This is a genomic window from Pseudomonas sp. NPDC087342 (assembly GCF_044744265.1).
Classification (GTDB): domain Bacteria; phylum Pseudomonadota; class Gammaproteobacteria; order Pseudomonadales; family Pseudomonadaceae; genus Aquipseudomonas; species Aquipseudomonas nunensis.
Genome location: NZ_JBIUXZ010000012.1, coordinates 124,646 through 146,037, shown reverse-complemented (window position 1 = coordinate 146,037; position 21,392 = coordinate 124,646). Strand labels below are relative to the sequence as shown.

Sequence of the window (21,392 nt, the reverse complement as noted above, 5' to 3'; positions counted from 1 at the left end):
CATCAGCACTCGATAATGTTGACCGCCAAACCGCCACGGGCGGTTTCCTTGTATTTGCTTTTCATGTCGGCGCCGGTCTGGCGCATGGTGCGAATGACCTTGTCGAGGGAGACGAAATGTTGCCCGTCGCCGCGCAGGGCCATGCGCACCGCATTGATGGCTTTCACCGAGCCCATGGCGTTGCGCTCGATACACGGCACTTGCACCAGGCCGCCAATCGGGTCGCAGGTCAGGCCGAGGTTGTGTTCCATGCCGATTTCCGCAGCGTTCTCCACTTGTTGCACGCTGCCACCGAGGACTTCGCACAAGGCGCCGGCCGCCATTGAGCAAGCAACGCCGACTTCACCCTGACAGCCGACTTCAGCGCCGGAGATCGAGGCGTTTTCTTTATAGAGAATGCCGATGGCTGCCGCAGTCAGCAGAAAGCGCACGACCCCGTCTTCGCTGGCGCCGGGAATGAAGCGCATGTAGTAATGCAACACCGCCGGGACGATCCCCGCTGCACCGTTTGTGGGCGCAGTGACGACGCGTCCGCCATTGGCGTTTTCTTCATTGACCGCCAGGGCGTAGAGGTTGACCCAGTCCAGCACCGACAGCGGATCGCGCAGCGCCGACTCCGGGTTCTTGCACAATTGCCGATGCAACGCGGCGGCACGGCGCTTGACCTTCAAGCCACCGGGCAAGATGCCTTCGTTACGGCAACCGGCGGCAACACAGTCCTGCATCACTTGCCAGATGTTCAGCAGCCCGGCGCGGGTTTCGGCTTCCGGGCGCCAGGCGCTTTCGTTGGTCAGCATCACCTGGCTGATCGACAAGCCATAGGTGGTGCAGTGGGTGAGCAGGTCTTTGGCGCTTTTGAACGGGAAGGTCAGTGGTGTGGCGTCCTCGACAATGCGGTCGGCGCCGGCCGCATCTTCATCGACAACAAAACCGCCGCCGACCGAGTAGTACTCGCGGCTGCGGATCTGAATGCCGGCGGCATCGAAGGCGCGAAAGATCATGCCGTTGGGGTGATAGGCCAACGGTTTGCGGATCATCGCCAGGTGTTCTTTTTCGTTGAACGCAATGCTGTGTTCACCGAGCAGGTTCAGGCGACCGTTACCGCGAATTTCCTGCAGGCGGGCGGCGACGGTTTCGGTGTTCACGGTGTCCGGGTGTTCGCCTTCCAGGCCGAGCAACACAGCCTTGTCACTGCCGTGGCCCTTGCCGGTGGCGCCGAGCGAGCCGTAGAGCTCGACTTTGACGCTGGCGGTTGCGGCCAACAGCCCTTCACGGCGCAGACCTTCGGCGAAACGCGCAGCAGCACGCATCGGGCCGACGGTGTGGGAGCTGGAGGGACCGATACCAATCTTGAACAGGTCGAACACGCTTAACGACATGAGTTGTTCTCCGGTTTCTTTTTATGAGGAGCACCACGAACCTGTAGGAGCGAGGCTTGCCCGCGAAGGGGGCCTTAAGACCGCCAAAAGCTTCGCGGGCAAGCCTCGCTCCTACAGAATCGGTGCGTCCTGGTGGGGGAGCGAACTCCCCCCGATAGATCAAGCGTAGCTTTCGATCGACGGGCAGGCGCAAACCAGGTTGCGATCGCCAAACACGTTGTCGACGCGACCGACCGGTGGCCAGTATTTGCCTTCAATCAGCGATGCAACCGGATACACCGCTTGCTCACGGCTATACGGATGCGTCCACTCGCCAACGATTTCCGCCGCGGTGTGCGGAGCGTTTTTCAGTGGGTTGTCGTCCTTGTCCAGCGTGCCGTTTTCCACCGCGCGGATTTCTTCGCGGATGCGGATCATGGCGTCGCAGAAGCGGTCCAGTTCTTCCTTGGATTCGCTTTCGGTCGGCTCGATCATCAACGTGCCGGCGACCGGGAACGACATGGTCGGCGCATGGAAGCCGAAGTCGATCAGGCGTTTGGCGACGTCATCAACGCTGATGCCGCTGCTGTCTTTCAGCGGACGCAGGTCGAGGATGCATTCGTGCGCCACCAGGCCGTTGCTGCCGGTGTAGAGCACTGGGTAGTGCTCTTCGAGGCGACGGGAAATGTAGTTGGCATTCAGGATCGCCAGTTGCGAAGCGCGCTTCAGACCGGCGCCGCCCATCATGCGGATGTACATCCAGGTGATCGGCAAAATGCTTGCGCTGCCGAACGGTGCCGCGCAGACCGCGCCTTCTTTGCGTTCCATGGTGCCGTGACCCGGCAGGAACGGGGTCAGGTGCGACTTCACGCCAATCGGGCCAACGCCCGGGCCGCCACCGCCGTGCGGGATGCAGAAGGTTTTGTGCAGGTTCAAGTGCGATACGTCGCCGCCGAATTTGCCCGGCGCACAGAGGCCGACCATCGCGTTCATGTTGGCGCCGTCGATGTACACCTGGCCGCCGTGGTCATGAATGATGCCGCAGATTTCGCGGATGCCTTCTTCGAACACGCCGTGCGTCGACGGGTAAGTGATCATCAGCGCGGCGAGGTGTTCGCGGTGCTCAATGGCCTTGGCGCGCAGGTCTTCGATATCAACGTTGCCACGGGCATCGCACGCGGTCACGACCACACGCATGCCGGCCATGTTGGCGGTCGCCGGGTTGGTGCCGTGAGCGGACGATGGAATCAGGCAGATGTCGCGGCGGTCTTCGCCACGGCTCTGGTGATAAGCGCGAATCGCCAGCAGGCCAGCGTATTCACCTTGCGAACCAGCGTTCGGTTGCAGCGAGATCGCGTCGTAACCGGTGGCGGCGCAGAGCATCGCTTCGAGTTCGTCGGTCAGTTGCTGGTAACCGGCGCTTTGTGCGGCGGGGGCGAACGGGTGCAGCGCACCGAATTCAGCCCAGGTCACCGGGATCATTTCGCTGGCGGCGTTGAGTTTCATGGTGCACGAACCCAGCGGGATCATGGTGCGATCCAGTGCCAGGTCCTTGTCGGCGAGCTTGCGCAGGTAGCGCATCAGCTCGGTTTCCGAGTGGTAACGGTTGAACACCGGGTGGCTGAGGATCGGCGATTGACGCACCAGCGCGGCTGGAATAGTCGCTTGAACCGAAGCGGCGAGGGCGGCGAAGTCTGGCAGAGCTTTGCCGTCGGCCAGCAAGGCCCACAGGGTTTCTACGTCAGCTTGCGAGGTGGTTTCGTCGAGGGACAGGCCCAGACGTTCGGCATCGACGACGCGCAGGTTGATCTGCTGGGCGCGAGCCTTGTCGTGCAATGCGGCAGTGTTGGCGCCGGTTTTGATCGTCAGCGTGTCGAAGAAGTTTGCTTGTTCGACGTTCAGGCCGATCGCTTTCAGGCCCTGGGCCAGAATCGCGGTCAGGTGATGCACGCGGTTGGCAATCTGCGTCAGGCCTTTAGGGCCGTGATACACGGCGTACATGCTGGCGATGTTGGCCAGCAGTACTTGCGCGGTGCAGATGTTCGACGTGGCTTTCTCGCGGCGGATATGTTGCTCGCGGGTCTGCATCGCCAGGCGCAGGGCCGGCTTGCCGAAACGGTCCACGGAAACACCGACCAGACGGCCCGGCATGTCACGCTTGAACGCGTCTTTAGTGGAGAAGTAAGCGGCGTGCGGGCCACCGAAGCCCAGCGGCACGCCGAAGCGTTGTGCGCTGCCGATGGCCACGTCGGCGCCGAACTCGCCCGGCGGGGTGAGCACGGTCAGGGCCAGCAGGTCAGCCGCGACGGCGACCAGCGCGTTGGCAGCGTGGAAGCGTTCGGTCAGTTCGCGGTAATCGAACACGTCACCGTTGCTTGCCGGGTATTGCAGCAGCGCGCCGAAGAACGGCGTCACGTCTGTTAATTCGAGTTCGTCGCCAACCACCACGTCGATGCCCAATGGCTCGGCACGGGTGCGCAATACGTCGAGGGTTTGCGGGTGGCAATGTACGGAGGCGAAGAACGCGTGGCTGCCTTTGTTCTTGCTCAGGCGTTTGCAGAAGGTCATGGCTTCGGCAGCGGCGGTGGCTTCGTCGAGCAGCGAGGCGTTGGCGATCGGCAGGCCGGTCAGGTCGCTGATCAGGGTCTGGAAGTTCAACAGCGCTTCGAGACGACCCTGGGAAATTTCTGGCTGGTACGGCGTGTAAGCCGTGTACCAGGCCGGGTTTTCCAGCAGGTTGCGCAGGATCGGCGACGGCGTGTGGGTGCCGTAATAGCCTTGGCCGATGAAGGTCTTGAACAGCTGGTTTTTGCCAGCGATGGATTTGATCAGGGCCAGGGCATCGGCTTCGCTCAGGCCGTCTTCGAGGCCGAGCACGCTGGTGCCTTTGATGCTTTCAGGAATGACGCTGGCGCTCAGAGCTTCGAGGGAGTCGAAACCGAGGCTGTTGAGCATCGCTTGCTCGTCGCCGGAGCGCGGGCCGATGTGGCGGGCGATGAATTCGTTGGCGGTGGTCACATCTACAGAAACAGAAGGTACTTGGGTCATGTCAGCGCTCCTCAGGCTTCGGCGTTGGCTTTGATCAGACGATCGTAAGCGTCCTGATCCAGCAGTTTGGCGACAGCCGAGGCGTCGGTTGGCTGGAAGCGGAAGAACCAGCCTTCGCCCAGCGGATCTTCGTTGACCAGTTCAGGACTGCTGTCGAGCGCCGGGTTGACTTCCAGCACCTCGCCGTTGAGTGGCATGTACACGCCGCTGGCGGCTTTTACCGATTCCACGGTGGCGGCTTCAGCGCCTTTGTCGTAGGACTGCAGCTCAGGCAGTTGTACGAAAACCACGTCGCCCAAGGCATTCTGCGCGAAAGCGGTGATGCCGACTGTAACGCTGCCGTCAGCTTCGGTGCGCAGCCATTCGTGATCTTCAGTAAAACGCAACTCGCTCATGGAAACTCCTAAGGGGGCCAGACTCGTCTGGTGGACGCGATTGAATGCTTGGGCTAAAGCCCTTCTTTATAGGTGGCTACTAAGCAAGATCGCGGCCAAGGTTATTAAAGCCTTATAAATCAATGGCTTGTTTGTTTGTGAGGCGTGAGCGAATTGAATAGCTGTAGCGAAATCGCTACAGCCTGGTGCGAAGAAAAAAGCGTAATGGGATCAAAGCCTTGCACAGCGGTGATTGGGAGGGGGTGTATCGATATCGTTCCGCTGTAGCGCTTTCAGTACAGATGAAGGTCGCTTTTAAACAGGTTTTCCGGCCAGACACAAAAACCTGTGGGAGCGAGCCTGCTCGCGAAAGCGGTGGATCAGTCACCATTAGCGCTAGCTGACAGGACGCTTTCGCGAGCAGGCTCGCTCCCACAGTGGGTTGTGGTGGAAATGAGCTTGTATTGTCAGGCCTACGGCTTGTTTGGAATCCCGTACTTACGCAACCGATGCGCAATCGCCGTATGCGAAGTCTGCAACCGACTGGCCAGTTGCCGGGTCGAGGGGTAGCTGACGTAGAGTTTTTCCAGCAACGTTTTCTCGAACTCTTCCATCGCCTGTTCGAGGCTATCCACTTCGCTGTCACTCTGTCGCGCCACCGAGGTGCCGGCGATGTCGAGATCACCAATATCCACCAGGCTGCTTTCGCAAATCGCCGCAGCACGGAAGATCACGTTTTGCAGTTGCCGCACATTGCCCGGCCAGCGGTTGCCCAACAGCGCCGGATAAGTGCCGGGCGCCAGGCGACAGACCGGGCGCTGGATCTGCGCGCAGGCCTGCTGCATGAAGTAGCGGGCCAGCAGCAAAATATCCTGGCCGCGTTCACGCAACGGCGGGACTTCGACGTTGAGCACGTTGAGGCGATAGAACAGGTCTTCGCGGAAGGTGCCTTCGCTGACCATTTTTTCCAGGTCGCGGTGGGTCGCGCTGAGGATCCGCACGTTGACCTTGACCTCACGATCACCGCCCACCCGGCGGAAGCTGCCGTCGTTCAAAAACCGCAGCAGTTTCGCCTGCAAGTACGGCGACATCTCACCGATTTCATCGAGAAATACTGTGCCCTGGTTGGCCAGTTCCATCAGCCCCGGTTTACCGCCCCGTTGCGCGCCAGTGAAAGCGCCTGGGGCGTAGCCGAACAGTTCACTTTCGGCGAGGTTCTCCGGCAATGCCGCGCAGTTCAACGCCAGGAACGGCGCACTGTGCCGCGCGCTGATGGCGTGACAGGCCCGGGCTACCAGCTCTTTGCCGGTACCGGTTTCGCCCTGAATCAGCAGCGGTGCATCAAGGGCGGCGACCCGTTGGGCACGAGCCTTCAGTGTACGAATTGCCGGGGATTCGCCGAGCAGCGCATCGAAACCTTCGGCGTGATCGTGGTGCAGCGCCGAGAGGCGTTCGCCGATGCGGTTCGGTTGATACAGGGTCAGCAAGGCGCCGGCGTCGGTGATCGGCGTGGCGTCCAGCAGCAAGGTCTGGCCGTTGACGGTGATTTCCCGCAGCGGCAGGCGGAAGCCGTTTTCCAGCAAGGTATCGAGTAATGCCGGGTCGGCAAACAGTTCCGCGATGCTTTCCCCGGCGGGTTCGCGACCGTACAGGGCAATCAGCGCGGGGTTGGCCAGCAGCACTTTACCGGCGCTGTCCAGGGCCAGGACCGGGTCGGTCATGGCCGCGAGCAACGCATCGAGCTGCAAGTGCCGGCGCTGGCCGGGCAGGATGTCGACCACCGTCATCGCCTGCACGCCGCGCACGCTGAGCAAGGCGTCGCGCAGCTCTTCGAGCACTTCCGGGCTCAGGGTCGGGGCGTCGATGTAGACGTTCGGCGGAACCATTTCCACCGCATCCAGATTGAGATTGCGCCCACCAAGCAAGGCCAGGACTTCCTGGGTAATGCCGACGCGGTCGATGAAGCTGACGTGGATACGCATGGGGCGGTTTTTGGTTCTGAAGTGCGGAGGGTGGCAAGTATGCCTTGCAGCGGAGTAATGGTGAAATCCTGCACGGATTTCAGGGGGTCGGATAACCCCTGTGGGAGCGAGCTTGCTCGCGATGGCTGCGTGTCAGTCGACATCTATGTTGAATGCCAGTCCGTCATCGCGAGCAAGCTCGCTCCCACAGGTTCTGCTTTCACAGACGAATCGGGTTATTCCAGATGTTCAGGCTTCACCGGATCACCCGATTTCATGTCCAGCTGCACTCGCACATCTTCAAACATCGCATCGTAATGCTTGTGCACCGAGCCGATGCTGCTGTGGGTCTTGGGCACGCCGTATTTCTCGGCAATGTGCGTCACGTTGCTGGCGAAGTTGTAGGCCTGGTCCTTGGGCAGGAAGAACTGCTCGTTCATGTCCTTGCCCTGGATGCTGCCATGCAACGTGAACTGCATGCCTTTGCCTCCTTCGGGATCCTGGGTGACTTCATAGTCCAGGCACAGGTTGTAGCTGACATCGTCGTCGTTCAGCGCGTGGCGCTCGAAGTGCAAGTGACCCGGTTCAAACGTCGCCATTGGCGTCTCTCCTTATAAATAAGTAATGCCAGGTGTCGCCGTGCTGATGCGCGTGCCGGCCTTGCCCTGGACGATGGCTTCGATGTCCGAGAGTGAACCGATGACCGCGACTTTGCCAGTCTTGCGGGCAAACTCACACGCAGCCTGGACCTTCGGCCCCATGGATCCGGCAGCGAAGCCGAGTTTTTCCATGGCGTCGGGGTGAGCCTGGGCGATGGCTTTCTGGGTTGGTTTGCCGAAGTCGATGAATGCGGCGTTGACGTCAGTGGCGATCACCAGCAGATCGCTTTCCAGTTGTTCGGCCAGCAGCGCCGAGCACAGGTCTTTGTCGATCACCGCTTCCACGCCTTCGAGTTTGCCGCTGGCGCCGTACATCGTCGGAATGCCGCCACCGCCGGCGCAGATCACGATGCTGCCCTTGTCCAGCAGCCACTTGATCGGGCGAATTTCGAAGATGCGTTTCGGCCGTGGGCTGGCGACCACGCGACGGTATTTGTCGCCATCCGGGGCAATCGCCCAGCCTTTTTCGGCGGCGAGTTTTTCTGCTTCGGCTTTCGAATACACCGGGCCGATGGGTTTGCTCGGGTGCTGGAATGCCGGGTCCTTCGCATCGACTTCGACTTGCGTCAGCAGCGTGGCGAACGGTACTTCGAAGTCCAGCAGATTGCCCAATTCCTGTTCGATGATGTAGCCGATCATGCCTTCGGTTTCGGCACCGAGCACGTCCAGCGGGTAGGGCGACACCGAGGTGTAGGCCGCCGCTTGCAGCGACAGCAGGCCGACTTGCGGGCCATTGCCGTGGGCGATGACCAGTTGGTTGCCGGGGTAGATCCTGGCGATCTGTTCGGTGGCGACGCGGATGTTGGCGCGTTGATTGTCCGCGGTCATGGGTTCACCACGACGGAGCAGGGCGTTACCGCCCAGGGCGACGACGATACGCATAGTGCAGTCCTTCTAAAACAGAGAAGTTGCGAGCGACTCGGTCTCCCTGTTGGAACCCGATCCATTGTGGGAGCGAGCTTGCTCGCGATGGCGGTTTGACAGTCAACATCTCTGCTGAATGTGATGGCCTCATCGCGAGCAAGCTCGCTCCCACAGGGGGGCGGTGTTTCGTCAGGGGGAGCGGGTCGGTCCTTAGATATCCGCCAACGCCGACACCAGGATCGCCTTGATGGTATGCATGCGGTTTTCCGCTTGCTCGAAGGCGATGTTGGCCGGCGATTCGAAGACTTCTTCGGTCACTTCAACGCCATTCGCCAGATGCGGATAGCGCGCGGCGATGTCTTTGCCGACCTTGGTTTCGCTGTTGTGGAACGCCGGCAGGCAATGCATGAACTTCACGCGCGGGTTGCCCGAGGCTTTCATCATCGCGGTGTTGACCTGGTATGGCAGCAATTGCTCGATGCGTTCGTCCCACGCCTCAACCGGTTCACCCATCGACACCCAGATGTCGGTGTGGATGAAGTCCACACCCTTGACCGCTTGTTTCGGGTCTTCGGTGATGGTGATGCGCGCGCCGCTTTCTTCGGCGAAGGCTTGGCACTGGTCGATAAAATCCTGATGCGGCCACAGGGCTTTCGGCGCGCCGATGCGCACGTCCATGCCGAGTTTGGCGCCGATCATCAGCAGCGAGTTGCCCATGTTGTAGCGCGCGTCACCAAGGTAGGCGTAGCTGATTTCATGCAGCGGTTTGTCGCTGTGCTCACGCATGGTCAGCACGTCGGCAATCATTTGAGTCGGGTGGAATTCAGCGGTCAAACCGTTGAACACCGGCACGCCGGCAAACTTGGCCAGCTCTTCGACGATTTCCTGTTCGAAGCCACGGTACTCGATGGCGTCGAACATCCGGCCCAAAACGCGGGCGGTGTCCTTCATGCTTTCCTTGTGACCGATCTGCGACGACACCGGGTCAATGTAGGTGACGTGGGCGCCCTGGTCATGGGCCGCGACTTCGAAGGCGCAACGGGTGCGGGTCGAGGTTTTTTCGAAGATCAGCGCGATGTTCTTGCCTTGCAGGTGCGCACGCTCGGTGCCGGTGTACTTGGCGCGCTTGAGGTCACGGGACAGGTCGATCAGGTAGTTGAGCTCGCGGGTGGTGTGGTGCATCAAGCTCAGCAGGCTGCGGTTACGCATGTTAAAAGCCATTTTGGATCTCCTTGGGTTTCGGTTATCCGCCGGCTCCACGCTTTATAAGCGCGGAGCACGGCTCATGAATTAATAGTCGATAGGGTCGCGAATGATCGGGCAGGTCATGCAATGGCCACCGCCGCGACCGCGACCGAGTTCGCCGGCACTGATGGTGATGACTTCCACGCCAGCTTTGCGCAGCAACGTGTTGGTGTAGGTGTTGCGGTCGTAGCCGATCACCACGCCCGGTTCCAGGGCCACCACGTTGTTGCCGTCGTCCCACTGCTCGCGCTCGGCGGCGAAGCTGTTGCCGCCGGTTTCCACCACGCGCAGGGCCTTGAGATTGAGCGCGGCGGCCACGGTGTCGAGGAAGTTGGTTTCTTCGCGGCGGATATCGATGCCGCCCGGTTTGCTTTCGTCAGGGCGCAGGGTGAAGGCAACGATCTGGCTGACCACTTCCGGGAAAATCGTCACCAGGTCGCGGTCGCAGAAGCTGAACACGGTGTCCAGGTGCATCGCCGCGCGGGACTTCGGCAGGCCGGCGACAATCACTCGCTCCACGGCTTTGTGCTTGAACAGGTTCAGCGCCAATTGGCCGATGGCCTGGCGAGACGAGCGTTCGCCCATGCCGATCAACACCACGCCGTTGCCGATCGGCATCACGTCGCCACCTTCGAGCGTCGCGTTACCGTGTTCCTGATCCGGGTCGCCGTACCAGACCTGGAAGTCGGCGTTGGTGAACTCCGGATGGAATTTGTAGATGGCGCTGGCCAGCAAGGTTTCCTGGCGGCGCGCTGGCCAATGCATCGGGTTCAGGGTCACGCCACCGTAGATCCAGCAAGTGGTGTCGCGGGTGAACTGGGTGTTGGGCAGCGGCGGCAGAATGAAACTGGAGTGGCCGAGGAAATCGCGGAACATCTCGATGGTCTTGCCGCCGAAACTGTTCGGCAGGTCATCGGCCGATACGCCGCCAATCAGGTACTCGGCGATTTTGCGCGGCTCCAGGCTGCGCAGCCATGAACCGACTTCGTTGACCAGGCCCAGGCCCACGGTGTTGGCGGTGATCTTGCGGTCCAGAATCCAGTCCAGGGCTTCGGGAATCGCGACGATGTCGGTCAGCAGGTTGTGCATTTCCAGCACGTCGACGTTGCGTTCGCGCATCTTGGTGACGAAATCGAAATGGTCACGCTTGGCCTGGGCGACCCACAGCACGTCATCGAACAGCAGTTCGTCGCAGTTGTTCGGGGTCAGCCGCTGGTGGGCCAGGCCTGGGGAGCAAACCATCACTTTGCGCAGTTTGCCGGCTTCGGAATGTACGCCGTACTTCACTTTTTCCGTGGTCATTCAGTGATCCTCCAGATTGAAACGGTTACAGAGTCAGGAAACCGGCATACAGCCCGTAAGCTGCCACCAGGGCGCCGACGACGACGGCGGCGAAAATCAGTTTCTCGACATTGGTGAAAACCGGTTTGCCCACTTCGATCTTCGCCTTGGCGAACAGGATCGCGCCGGGGGCGTAGAGCAGGGCGGACAGCAGCAGGTATTTGATGCCGCCGGCATACAGCAGCCAGACCGCGTAAATCACCGCGATGCCACCGATGATCAGGTCTTTCTTGCGTTCGGCCAGGGCGTTTTCATAGGTTTCGCCACGTACTGCCAGCAGCAGCGCATAAGCCGCCGACCACAGGTACGGCACCAGAATCATCGAGGTGGCGAGGTAAATCAGCGACAGGTAAGTGCTGGCGGAAAACAGCGTGATGATCAGGAACACCTGCACCATCGCGTTGGTCAGCCACAAGGCGTTGACCGGCACATGGTTGGCGTTTTCCTTGCGCAGGAACGCCGGCATGGTGTGGTCCTTGGCGGCGGCGAACATGATCTCCGCACACAGCAGCACCCACGACAGCAACGCACCGAGCAACGAGATGATCAGTCCGATGCTGATCAGCACCGCGCCCCAGTGACCGACCACATGTTCCAGCACCGCCGCCATCGACGGGTTCTGCAACTTGGCCAGTTCCGGTTGGGTCATGATCCCGAGGGACAACACATTCACCAGCACCAGGAACAGCAGCACGGTGATGAAACCGATCACCGTGGCTTTACCCACATCGCTGCGTTTTTCCGCCCGGGCCGAAAAGATGCTCGCGCCTTCGATGCCGATAAACACCCAGACGGTGACCAGCATCATGTTGCGCACCTGGTTCATCACACTGCCCAGGGTGGTGTTGTTTTTGCCCCAGATGTCGGCGGTGAAGATGTCCAGTTTGAAGGCGAATACGGCGATCAACACAAACAGCAGCAACGGCACGACCTTGGCGACGGTAGTCACCAGGTTGATGAACGCCGCTTCCTTGATCCCGCGCAGCACCAGGAAGTGCACGGCCCATAGCAGCACCGAGGCGCCGATCACTGCGGCAACAGTGTTGCCTTCGCCGAAAACCGGGAAAAAATAACCGAGGGTACTGAACAAGAGTACGAAGTAACCCACGTTGCCCAGCCAGGCACTGATCCAGTAACCCCAGGCGGACGAGAAACCCATGTAGTCGCCGAAACCGGCCTTGGCGTAGGCGTAGACACCGCCGTCCAGATCCGGTTTGCGGTTGGCCAGGGTCTGAAAGACAAACGCGAGGGTCAGCATGCCGACCGCCGTGATCGCCCAACCGATCAACACGGCGCCGACGTCCGCACTGGCGGCCATGTTCTGCGGCAAAGAGAAGATCCCGCCACCAATCATTGAGCCAACGACCAATGCAACGAGCGCACCGAGTTTCAGTTTTGCGGGGGATTCAGACATTGCATGACTCCAATGCAGGAGAAGAGAGGCAACAGATTAAATCTGTTAACTGTTCAATCAGCTGACATAGATCAGTGCATGGGCACATTCCATTGTTAATGAAAGACTTATGAACTTTTACCGTTCATAACTGTATTGCTGGAAAAGCCCGGTCCAGAGGCCTCCGGCAGATAAGGCGGGATAATGCGTCGCGCATGGAGCTTTTTAAACTAGTTCGTTTCTGCGCTTTCGCAACTATTGAGTTCTGTTTTCAGTACAGAATTGATTTATCAGGACTGAAACAAAAAACGGTTATACCCGGATTGCCATAGATTGATCGGCTATAAATAAAAGGCGCTATTCGGTGTTAATTATTAAACGTTATTGCGCTTTATCTATTTAGTTAACGGTTAGAGGGGCTGTCGCGATGAGGTTGCTGCTGGCGTATCGGCCGCCTTATGACTGGGCGGCAATGCTGGGTTTTTTATCGGCGCGAGCGATTGCCGGGATGGAGACGGTGGTCGATGGTTTGTATTCGCGCAGCATCGGTTTACATGGCGCGCACGGTACGTTGTCGATCAAACCCGCGGGGATTGATGCGCTGGAACTGACGCTGGATTTTCCGGACCCGAGCGCCGTGCCCGAGATCGTGACGCGGTTGCGGCGGATGTTTGATCTGGATGCCGACTTGCCGGCGATCCAGCAGCATTTGGCGGCAGATCCATTGATGGCGCGGTTGATCACCGAGCATCCTGGGTTGCGCGTGCCGGGGGCGTGGGATGGGCTGGAACTGGCGATTCGTGCGGTGTTGGGGCAGCAGATTACGGTGAGTGCGGCGATTAAGCTGGCGGGGAAATTGGTGGCGCAGTATGGCGAGCCGTTGCGTCCGGCGCTGCCGGGGCTGACTCATGTGTTTCCTGACGCGACGGTGTTGGCGGCGGCGGATCTCGCGACATTGGGCATGCCGAAAAGCCGTGGGCGGACGTTGTCGGGCGTGGCGCAGGCGCTGCTGGATGATCCGTTGTTGTTTGAACCGGGTCGGGACGGTGGCGTGGCGCGGTTGTTGGCGTTGCACGGGATTGGTGACTGGACGGCGCAGTACATTGCGTTGCGGCAGTTGCGGGAAAGGGATGCGTTTCCTTCGGGGGATGTGGGGTTGATTAATGCGTTGGCGGCGCTGGAAGGTGGGGCGGTGACTGCGCGGGATTTGTTGTTGCGGGCTGAGGTGTGGCGGCCGTTTCGGGGGTATGCGGCGCAGCTTTTGTGGACATCGTTGAGTCGGGCTGATTGAGCTGATCCGGGACTTGTAGCGGCTGTTCTGGCCTCATCGCGAGCAAGCTCGCTCCCACAGTTGAAATGCATACCCCTGTGGGAGCGAGCCTGCTCGCGAAAGCTATCTGAAAATCACCACCACTGCGCGCGATGGGAACCCAGTTCCGAGGCCGGCAGTGTCCATTGCAACGGCGTCCCGGTGATCTTCAGCGGAACTTGCAGCCGATGCGCCGGCCCCCAAGGTGTCTGTTCAACCAACAGCCCTTGATCGCTGTCATCTTCCGCCCGCAACGCCTCATCCGTCCCGGCACCACGCTCGATCAACAACTTCGCCGTCCGCGCCAACGACAACCTTGCCGATCCTCCGCTACCCAATAACGTGATCGCCGCTGCCGCCATCAAATACCCGGTAGCGTGATCCAGCGCCTGCACCGGCAACGGTGTTGGCTTGTCGGCCTTCTTCCATTGCTGGCCGGCCTCGGCAATCCCGCTGCTCATTTGCACCAGGCTGTCGAAACCCCGGCGGTTCTGCCACGGGCCGCTCCAGCCGTAGGCGTTGAGGCAGACGTCGATCAAACCGGGTGCCAATGCCTGACGTTCAATCACGCCGTAACCCAAGCGTTCCAACGCATCGGCGCGGTAGCCGTGAAGCAGAATGTCCGCGTCCTTGAGCAGGCTTTCGAACACCGCGCGATCAGCCTTGTCATGCAAATCCAGGCGCGCACAGCGTTTACCGAGGGTGACTTCCGGCACGACACCGGGCTCGTTCCAGGTCGGCGGGTCAATGCGCAAGACGTCGGCGCCGAGGCCGGCGAGGAAGCGGCTGGCAGTGGGACCCGCGAGCACGCGGGTCAAGTCAAGCACCTTGATCCCGGCCAGCGGTCGCGCCACCGAACCTTGCCATGCTTTGGTGTTTTGATTGGCATTGGCGGTGAATTGAATCAACGGCTCGGCGTTTACCGCAATGCCTTGAGGATGCGTCTGCCACTGCGCCCAGGTGCGCATTTCGGCGGCGCAACCACCGGCCTCGACCACGGCCAGTTCCAGATCGGTCTTGGCCCATTTCGCCACCTGACTCGCCATCGCGGCGCGGTCGGCACAGGCGCCGAGCACGCTTTCAGCGGCAGTTCGGTGATGCGGGGCGTTGGTATGCAGGCGGATCCAGCCGTCCTTGGTCGCATAGTCACCGGCGACCGGGTCCCACAGTGGCGGCACGCTCCAGCCCACAGGACGGATTGAGGTGGCGAACCAGAACGAGGCCAAACGGCGATCGACTTCAAGGCTGGGCAAGCGACCGGTTTGCCGGTGCAGCAATTGGCTGACAGCCTGACCGGCAGCGGCAATGCTCGCGCAGGCGAGGTCGGTGACGGCGAACGCCGAGGGCAGGGCGCCGCTCGACGTGAAGGGGATTGGGGTGTGCGGCAAGCCGAGTGCGGCTTGAATGGACGTGAGTAAATCAGTCATCGAAGGCCCTCCGGAACGAGGGATCGATCATAGATCAAAATAGACGAGCAACAGGATGAAACCTGTGGGAGCGAGCTTGCTCGCGATAGCGGTGCATCAGTCGACATCCATGGTGAATGTCAGTCCGTCATCGCGAGCAAGCTCGCTCCCACAGGGTTAAACGCGGAACTGATCCATCAATTTCATTTGGTGCGTAGCCAAAGCATTCAGCTGGCTGCTGATCTGCGCTGACTCTGTGGCCTGCCCGGTCAGGGTTTCGGTGACGGTGCGGATCGCCGAGACGTTGCGGTTGACCTCTTCGGCCACGGCGCTTTGTTGTTCGGCGGCACTGGCGATTTGCAGGTTCATGTCGCTGATCACCGTGACCGCGTCGCTGATCTTGCCCAAGGCCTGGACCGCTTGCTGGATTTGCCCGGCGTTGCTGTGGGCCTGGGTCTGGCTCGAATGCATGGTGGCGACCACGCCGCGAGTGCCGGTCTGGATGCGTTCGATCACGACACGGATTTCTTCCACTGAATCCTGAGTGCGCTTGGCCAAATTGCGCACTTCATCGGCCACCACCGCAAAACCGCGACCGCTTTCCCCGGCGCGAGCCGCTTCAATCGCCGCGTTGAGTGCCAGCAGGTTGGTCTGTTCGGCAATGCTGCGGATCACTTCCAGCACCGAACCGATCTGCTCGCTGTTGACCGCCAGGGCTTCGACTTCAGTCACGGCTTTGCTGACTTCATCGGCCAGCAAGTTAATGTCCCGGGTGCTGCGCTCGATGATCTGCATGCCATCGCGCGCCGATTGGTCGGCACCTTTGGCTGCGTTGGCGGCGTTCGATGCGCTGTTGGCGACATCATGCGCGGTGGCGCTCATTTCGTTGGACGCGGTGGCGACCTGGTCGATCTCGCGGAACTGCACCTGCATGCCTTCGCTGGTCTGGCGGGCAATTTCCGAAGACTGGTCGGCGGTGCCACGGGCATCGGTGATGCTTTGTTTGATCTGGGCGATAGTCGGTTGCAGCTTGTCGAGGAAGCGGTTGAACCAGCTCACCAGTTCGCCGAGTTCGTCTTTCTTGCTGTAGTGCAGGCGTTGGGTCAGGTCGCCGTCGCCGCTGGCAATCGCCTTGAGCATTTCGGCCACGCTGTTGATCGGCCGGGTCACGCCGGAAGCGGTGAGCCAGATAAGTAACAGGCCAACCAGACCGGCCGCGATCGCCACCATCAGCGCCTTGATCGTGCCGCTTTGTTGCGCGTCATCGACGACCGCTTGCAGCTTCACCGAGTCGGCCAGCAGCACTTGTTTCGGCAGGTCGATCACCACGCCCCAGGCTTTGGAATCGGGGATCGGGCTGACCGGGAACACCGCGCGGATCAGGTCGCCCTGTTCGATAATCTTCGGCGAGCCATTGCCGAGCAATTGCAGGACTTCCTTGCCGTCTGCGCCGAGGGTCTCGCCGATGTTTTTACCGACCTTGCCGGCGTCGGCGCTGTAACCGGCGAGCACGCCGCTGCCGGAGACGATCAGCATATGCCCGGCGTTGTTGAACAAATCACGCTGGGAGTCCACCGTCGCCGCTTGCAACGCGTCGAGGGCGATGTCCACGCCGACCACGCCGATGGCTTTGCCGTCCACCAGCAGCGGAACGGAAATGGTGGTCATCAGCACTTCCTTGCCGCCCACGGTATCGGAATACGGGTCGAGCAAGCAGGAGCGTTTGTTGTCGCGAGGGCAGGTGTACCAACTGTTGTAAGGCGTACCGCTGAGACTCAGGGTGGTTTTGGTCATGTCGTCTTCGACCATGATCGTGTTCAGCCCGACCCCGCCCGCGCGGCTCCAGTAACTGGCGAAACGTCCGGATTCGTTGGATTGACGGGCTGCATCATTGGCGAATTCACTGTCCTTGCCGTCGAGGCCGTTGGGTTCGAACGCGAGCCAGATTCCCAGCACTTTGCTGTTGCGCTCGAAAGCGGTTTTCAGGCTCTGGTTCAACTCTTCACGCAGGGCGCCAGCCTCCAGCGAACGCTTGGCCGCCATGTTGCGCATGTCCTTGATCTGATCGGCCAGGGCCGTCACCACCAGCAAGCTTTCACCGAAGGTCTTCTGCACCCGCACGGCTTGCTCGGCGGCTTTGGCTTGCAGCAGGTTTTGCACACTGGCGGTGAGCATTTTGCTGCTGGAGGCGTTGACCAGTTCGTCGTTCTGGTTGGTCTGGTAGATGTTCATGCCAACGATCAGCGCGATGACGCCGAGCAGGCACAGACCGGACAACAGGACGATTTTCAGGCGGATAGACAGAGAGTCGAACATAGGGCGAGCTCGCAAATGGATGAGGTGTTGGCCAAGAGACGGGAGTGCTCCCGCTCGCCAAGTCCATTCAGCGCCATTTAATGCTCATCGGCGCGGGCAGAGCTTGCATGAGGGTCAAGCGGACGAACGGTATCAGGTGAACGTTTGCGCAGGAAAATCCCCTGAAACGCGCTGGAATTCGGGAGATTTGCGGTGTTGGGGTTGCTTGGCAGTCCAGCGGAATTTGTGTGAGTCAGGAAGGTTGCGGTGCGGATTCAGGTCGCGACCAGATCCACAGATTGCCCAGGCTCATGCCGGCAATCGCCAGGTAAATCGGCCAGCCGTGATCGAGCATCACCAGCATCAAACCGGCGCACAGCAACATGCTGACGGTGGCGCTGACTTTGGCCCGGCGCGCGATGATTTTGCCGTTGCGCCAGTTGCACAGGATCGGCCCGAACAACCGATGGTTTTCCAGCCAGGCACTCAGGCGCGGCGAACTCTTGGTCGCGGCCCAGGCAGCGAGGAGGATGAACTCGGTGGTCGGCAGGCCCGGCACGACAATCGCAATCAAGCCGATGCCCAGGCTGACATAGGCCAGCAGGCCGAAGAGGATTCGGGCGAGTTTGGAGGAGGCGAGGTGTTTGCGGGTCATATGGTCGACATTTATACCCTGTAGGAGCGAGGCTTGCCCGCGAAGGCGGCGTGTCAGCCAACATAGACGTTGGATGTTACGGCCTCTTCGCGGGCAAGCCTCGCTCCTACAAGGGGTGGTCAGGCGAGTTCTGGGGTGTAGGCCTGTTCCAGCAGTACGGTGAAGCGGTTGAACGCATCGACCGCTGCTTGTTCGATTTCGGCTTCTTCCTGAGCGCTGAACTCCAGCGAATCGAGGGTTCTGACGAAGCTCTTCCAGCCTTCAGCGCGACCACCGGCCGGCTCACCGAGGTGACGGGCACCGAAGGTTTCGCTCAAGCCCAGACCCACGGCACGCTTGATCAAAAACGCAGCACCCAACTTCGAGCCTTCGGAAACAAACAACCAGCCCAAGGCTGCGGCTTTACTTGGATTCTGCACGGCGCCGGCTACCGGTGCCGGAACCTCGGTGTCCAGATCCGCCAGGTCAGCCTTGGCCGCTTCGGCCCGGCAGCGCGCCGGTAGGTCCGGGACGATGGCGGTCAGTTCGGCGTCGTTGTACAGCGCTACCAATTCCGACTGGAACAAATACTGCGCGACCACGAAACGGGCGAAGTTGGCCTGGGTTTCAAATGGCGCGTGGGCTTTGACCAGCGCATCCAGCTTGGTGTGGGGCTCGTTGGTGATCTGGTTCAAACGTTGCGAACGCAGGGCGGCGCGTTGAGCAGTGTCCGTGGAGGTCATGGGAAATCCTTGTGAAAAAAGAGGCGCTTGGTAACGAGACGAACAAGAAGACGCCCGAGCGTAAAAAAACCTCACTGCAACGCATTAACACATGTGTCGCAGTGAGGTGTTCAAGGTCAGATATCCCAGACCAGATTGACCGCGAAGTTGCGACCCGGTTGGGTCAGGCGATCGAGGTTGGCCGGTTGGGTCACCGAGGCTTCGCCGACGCTGTCGTAACCGCGTACGTCATCCCACTGCCAGTATTTCTTGTCTGTCAGGTTGTACAGGCCGGCGTTGATGGTCACGTCGTCGGTGACCTTGTAGAAACCGGCCAGGTCGAGCACGCCATAACCCGGGGTCTTGAACTGGGTGCTGGTGCCGTCAGGAGTCTTGAAGCTGGTGCTGTCGACGCGGTCCTTGCGCTTGACCAGAGTCCAGCTCAACAGCGCGCCGTAGTTATCCTGGTCGTAACCGAGGCCGAACACGCCGGTCAGCGGGTTGATGCTGTTCAGCGGCTGGCCAGTGTCATCGTTACGGCCATACAGGTACGACATCGAGCTTTGGGTGTAGAGGCCGGTCGGTGCGCCGAAGGTGTCGAGGTTCAGGCGGCCCTTGAGCTCCACGCCCTTGATGGTGGCGTGCTTGATGTTGTTACTCTGGAACGTGGTCTCGGTGTAACCCGGAGTGATCGCATTCTCGTCGATGAAGTCGCGATATTTGTTGTAGAACACCGCCACATCGAAGGTGCCCGCCTCGAACTGGCCACGCAGGCCGGTTTCATAGCTCTTGCTCTTTTCCGGTTCCAGGTCCGGGTTCGGTGCGACCTGATAACCACCGGCGAGGTTTTCGAAGCGACCGTACAAGGCCTTGGCGGTCGGCGTGCGGAAGCCTTCAGCGTACTGGCCGTACCAGGTGTAGTTATCGTTGAAGCTGTAAGTGGTGCCGAACTTCGGCGACAGGCGATGCCAGGTCTTGGTCTTGTCGCTGACCACGCCGTTGCCGCTCTGGTCGGCGGTCGCCAGGAACTCGTCGGTGATGTGCGGCTTGAGCTGGGTGTAGTCGTAGCGCGCTCCCGGCAGGAACGTCCAGTTGCCCCAGCTGATCTGATCCTGCGCGAACAGGCTGTAGCTGTTGATCGTCGGGTCCGGGAAGTCGCTGGCCGGTGTCAGGGTATCGGTGGCGCTTGGCGCACCAATGACGCGGCAGGCGCCGGCCACGGTCAGGCAGGTGCCGGTGCCGGTACGCAGGCCGGTGACTTTGTCCTGTTTGATGGTGGTGCCGTAGGTGACGGTGTGATCGGTGTCAGCAATCGCGAAGGACTTGTCGGCCTGGGCATCGAACACCCATTGGCGATCCTTGTAGTTGGTATTGCGTTCGCGCAATACGGTGCGCGACGGCGCGTAGATTTCTTCGGTGCTCTGGTCGGTCTTGGCGATCTGGTAGTTCAGCGACCACTTGATATGGTCGGCCAACGCCGTGTCCAGGCCGAAGCTGTGCTCCAGGCCAAAACGTTCGCGGCTCACGGTGTCGTTGCCGGTGCGCGACTTGTAGAAACCGAAACCGCGTCCGGCGTTGAACGGGCCACCGACCGCGCTCAATTGATTGGTGTCGCGGTCGTCTTTGTATTTCTCGTAGGTCAGGCCCAGGCGTGCGTCGTCGGCGTAGTTCCAGCCGAGTTTGGCCAGCACGTTGGTGGTGCGCACGTCTTCAGGGTTGGCCTCGGTGCGGTTGAGGCCGGTGCCGCCGGTTTCACCGTAGGATTCGGTTTCATGGCCATTGCGTTGGCTCAAATGCAGCAAGCCGTCGAAATCGCCGGTGCGGCCAGCGACGGTGCCGGACGTCAGCCAGCTGTCGTCCGCCGAGCTGTAGCCAGTCTTGAGGCGCGCGCCGACGTCTTTGCCGGGCTTGATGATGTCGTCCGGGTCGAGGGTGTAGTAGCTGACCGCGCCGCCGATGGCATTGCTGCCGTACAGAACCGACGCCGGGCCGCGAAGGATCTCTACGCGTTTGACGATTTCCGGGTCGACGTAATTGCGGTTGGTCTGGGCATACGGGCCGTTGAAGAAACTGTCCGGCACTTGCACGCCGTCGACTTGAGTCAGCACGCGGTCGCCATCGATACCACGGATGTTGTAACCGGTCAGCCCGGCGCGCTGGCCGGCACCGCCTACCGAAACACCCGGCTCGTAGCGCACCAGATCCTTGATGTTGTTGACGTTGTTGCGGTCCAGCTCTTCGCGGGTCTGCACGGTAACGGTGGCCGGCACGCTGTCGATGCTCTGTTCCTGGCGGGTGGCGCTGATCGTCACTTGTTGCAGATTAAGCGCGCCGCTGCTGCTGCGTTTCTCCAGCACGATGTTGTTATTGCCCAGTTTGCGATAACCGAGGTTGGTCCCCACCAACAGGCGATCCAGGGCTTTTTCCGGTGGCAGCGAACCGCGCACACCCGGCGAGGCGACGCCTTCTGCCAGTTCGGCGGGCAAGCCTACTTGCCAGCCAGTCACGGCGGTAAAGGCATTGAGCGCCGAGACCAACGACTGCTGCGGGATGGCGAACGAATAATCGCCCATGTTGCGGCTTGGCTGCTCGGCAGCATTCGCGGCCATCAGCGGCGCGGCACCGGCCATCAGGATGGCGGCGGTCAACAGCGACAACACGCGGGAAGGTGAAGAGGACTGGCGGGTATGGCGAGAGGACATCGATAGCGCTCCGTGTCGCACGAATCTTTATAGGTGCAGATTGGCATGGTTAGATGCGAATCAATTGCATTGGCTATAACG

Annotated in this window: 14 protein-coding genes and 2 pseudogenes; 1 reads left to right on the top strand and 15 read right to left on the bottom strand. The window is 60.6% G+C overall.

From position 1 onward, the window contains the following. Window positions 1-2 precede the first annotated feature (2 nt). The 9 genes from ACIOYV_RS22075 to arcD form a co-directional block, all read right to left on the bottom strand. A complete protein-coding gene (locus ACIOYV_RS22075) occupies window positions 3-1,379 on the bottom strand; it encodes an L-serine ammonia-lyase (RefSeq protein WP_054613730.1) in 1,377 nt (458 codons plus the stop codon). A gap of 159 nt (window positions 1,380-1,538) precedes the next feature. Beyond that, window positions 1,539-4,406 carry an aminomethyl-transferring glycine dehydrogenase gene (gene gcvP, locus ACIOYV_RS22070; protein ID WP_401327010.1) on the bottom strand — a complete coding sequence of 956 codons (2,868 nt, stop codon included), beginning with the start codon at window positions 4,404-4,406 and terminating at the stop codon, window positions 1,539-1,541. An 11-nt stretch (window positions 4,407-4,417) separates the two neighbouring features. Then, window positions 4,418-4,801: a glycine cleavage system protein GcvH gene (gene gcvH, locus ACIOYV_RS22065; RefSeq protein WP_401327007.1), complete on the bottom strand. Its 384-nt coding sequence runs from the start codon at window positions 4,799-4,801 to the stop codon at window positions 4,418-4,420. Between the two features lie 452 nt (window positions 4,802-5,253). Beyond that, a complete protein-coding gene (locus ACIOYV_RS22060; protein WP_163912575.1) occupies window positions 5,254-6,762 on the bottom strand; it encodes a sigma-54-dependent transcriptional regulator in 1,509 nt (502 codons plus the stop codon). A gap of 215 nt (window positions 6,763-6,977) precedes the next feature. Then, window positions 6,978-7,340, bottom strand: coding sequence for a DUF5064 family protein (locus ACIOYV_RS22055; RefSeq protein WP_054613732.1), 363 nt, complete (start codon window positions 7,338-7,340; stop codon window positions 6,978-6,980). A 12-nt stretch (window positions 7,341-7,352) separates the two neighbouring features. Next, window positions 7,353-8,282, bottom strand: a complete 930-nt coding sequence (gene arcC / locus ACIOYV_RS22050; RefSeq protein WP_401327004.1) for a carbamate kinase — start codon at window positions 8,280-8,282, stop codon at window positions 7,353-7,355. Between the two features lie 192 nt (window positions 8,283-8,474). Then, on the bottom strand, window positions 8,475-9,485 hold the full coding sequence (locus ACIOYV_RS22045; RefSeq protein WP_265040516.1) for an ornithine carbamoyltransferase: 1,011 nt from the start codon (window positions 9,483-9,485) through the stop codon (window positions 8,475-8,477). Between the two features lie 69 nt (window positions 9,486-9,554). After that, window positions 9,555-10,811: an arginine deiminase gene (gene arcA / locus ACIOYV_RS22040; RefSeq protein ID WP_054613735.1), complete on the bottom strand. Its 1,257-nt coding sequence runs from the start codon at window positions 10,809-10,811 to the stop codon at window positions 9,555-9,557. A gap of 25 nt (window positions 10,812-10,836) precedes the next feature. Continuing rightward, complete coding sequence (gene arcD, locus ACIOYV_RS22035; protein WP_401327001.1) at window positions 10,837-12,264, bottom strand: arginine-ornithine antiporter; 1,428 nt, start codon at window positions 12,262-12,264, stop codon at window positions 10,837-10,839. Between the two features lie 406 nt (window positions 12,265-12,670). Between arcD and ACIOYV_RS22030 the strand changes: the two genes are divergently transcribed. After that, window positions 12,671-13,534 carry a DNA-3-methyladenine glycosylase family protein gene (locus tag ACIOYV_RS22030; RefSeq protein WP_401326999.1) on the top strand — a complete coding sequence of 288 codons (864 nt, stop codon included), beginning with the start codon at window positions 12,671-12,673 and terminating at the stop codon, window positions 13,532-13,534. A 113-nt stretch (window positions 13,535-13,647) separates the two neighbouring features. Here ACIOYV_RS22030 and ACIOYV_RS22025 read toward each other — a convergent pair whose 3' ends face one another. From ACIOYV_RS22025 to ACIOYV_RS22000, 6 genes and pseudogenes are all read right to left on the bottom strand, one after another. Next, on the bottom strand, window positions 13,648-14,979 hold the full coding sequence (locus ACIOYV_RS22025) for a CoA transferase (protein ID WP_401326997.1): 1,332 nt from the start codon (window positions 14,977-14,979) through the stop codon (window positions 13,648-13,650). A gap of 156 nt (window positions 14,980-15,135) precedes the next feature. After that, window positions 15,136-15,660, bottom strand: a pseudogene (locus ACIOYV_RS22020) (methyl-accepting chemotaxis protein); the annotation flags it as partial. Window positions 15,661-16,041: 381 nt separating this feature from the next. After that, a pseudogene (locus ACIOYV_RS22015) lies at window positions 16,042-17,001 on the bottom strand (chemotaxis protein); the annotation flags it as partial. Between the two features lie 505 nt (window positions 17,002-17,506). Beyond that, on the bottom strand, window positions 17,507-17,908 hold the full coding sequence (locus ACIOYV_RS22010; RefSeq protein ID WP_054044951.1) for a YbaN family protein: 402 nt from the start codon (window positions 17,906-17,908) through the stop codon (window positions 17,507-17,509). A gap of 119 nt (window positions 17,909-18,027) precedes the next feature. Beyond that, the gene (locus ACIOYV_RS22005; RefSeq protein ID WP_401326994.1) at window positions 18,028-18,630 is read right to left on the bottom strand and encodes a biliverdin-producing heme oxygenase; all 603 of its coding nucleotides are present in this window, start codon (window positions 18,628-18,630) and stop codon (window positions 18,028-18,030) included. A 116-nt stretch (window positions 18,631-18,746) separates the two neighbouring features. Next, entirely contained in the window at window positions 18,747-21,311 is a 2,565-nt protein-coding gene (locus ACIOYV_RS22000) for a TonB-dependent receptor (RefSeq protein ID WP_401326991.1), read from the bottom strand. Between the last annotated feature and the right edge of the window lie 81 nt (window positions 21,312-21,392).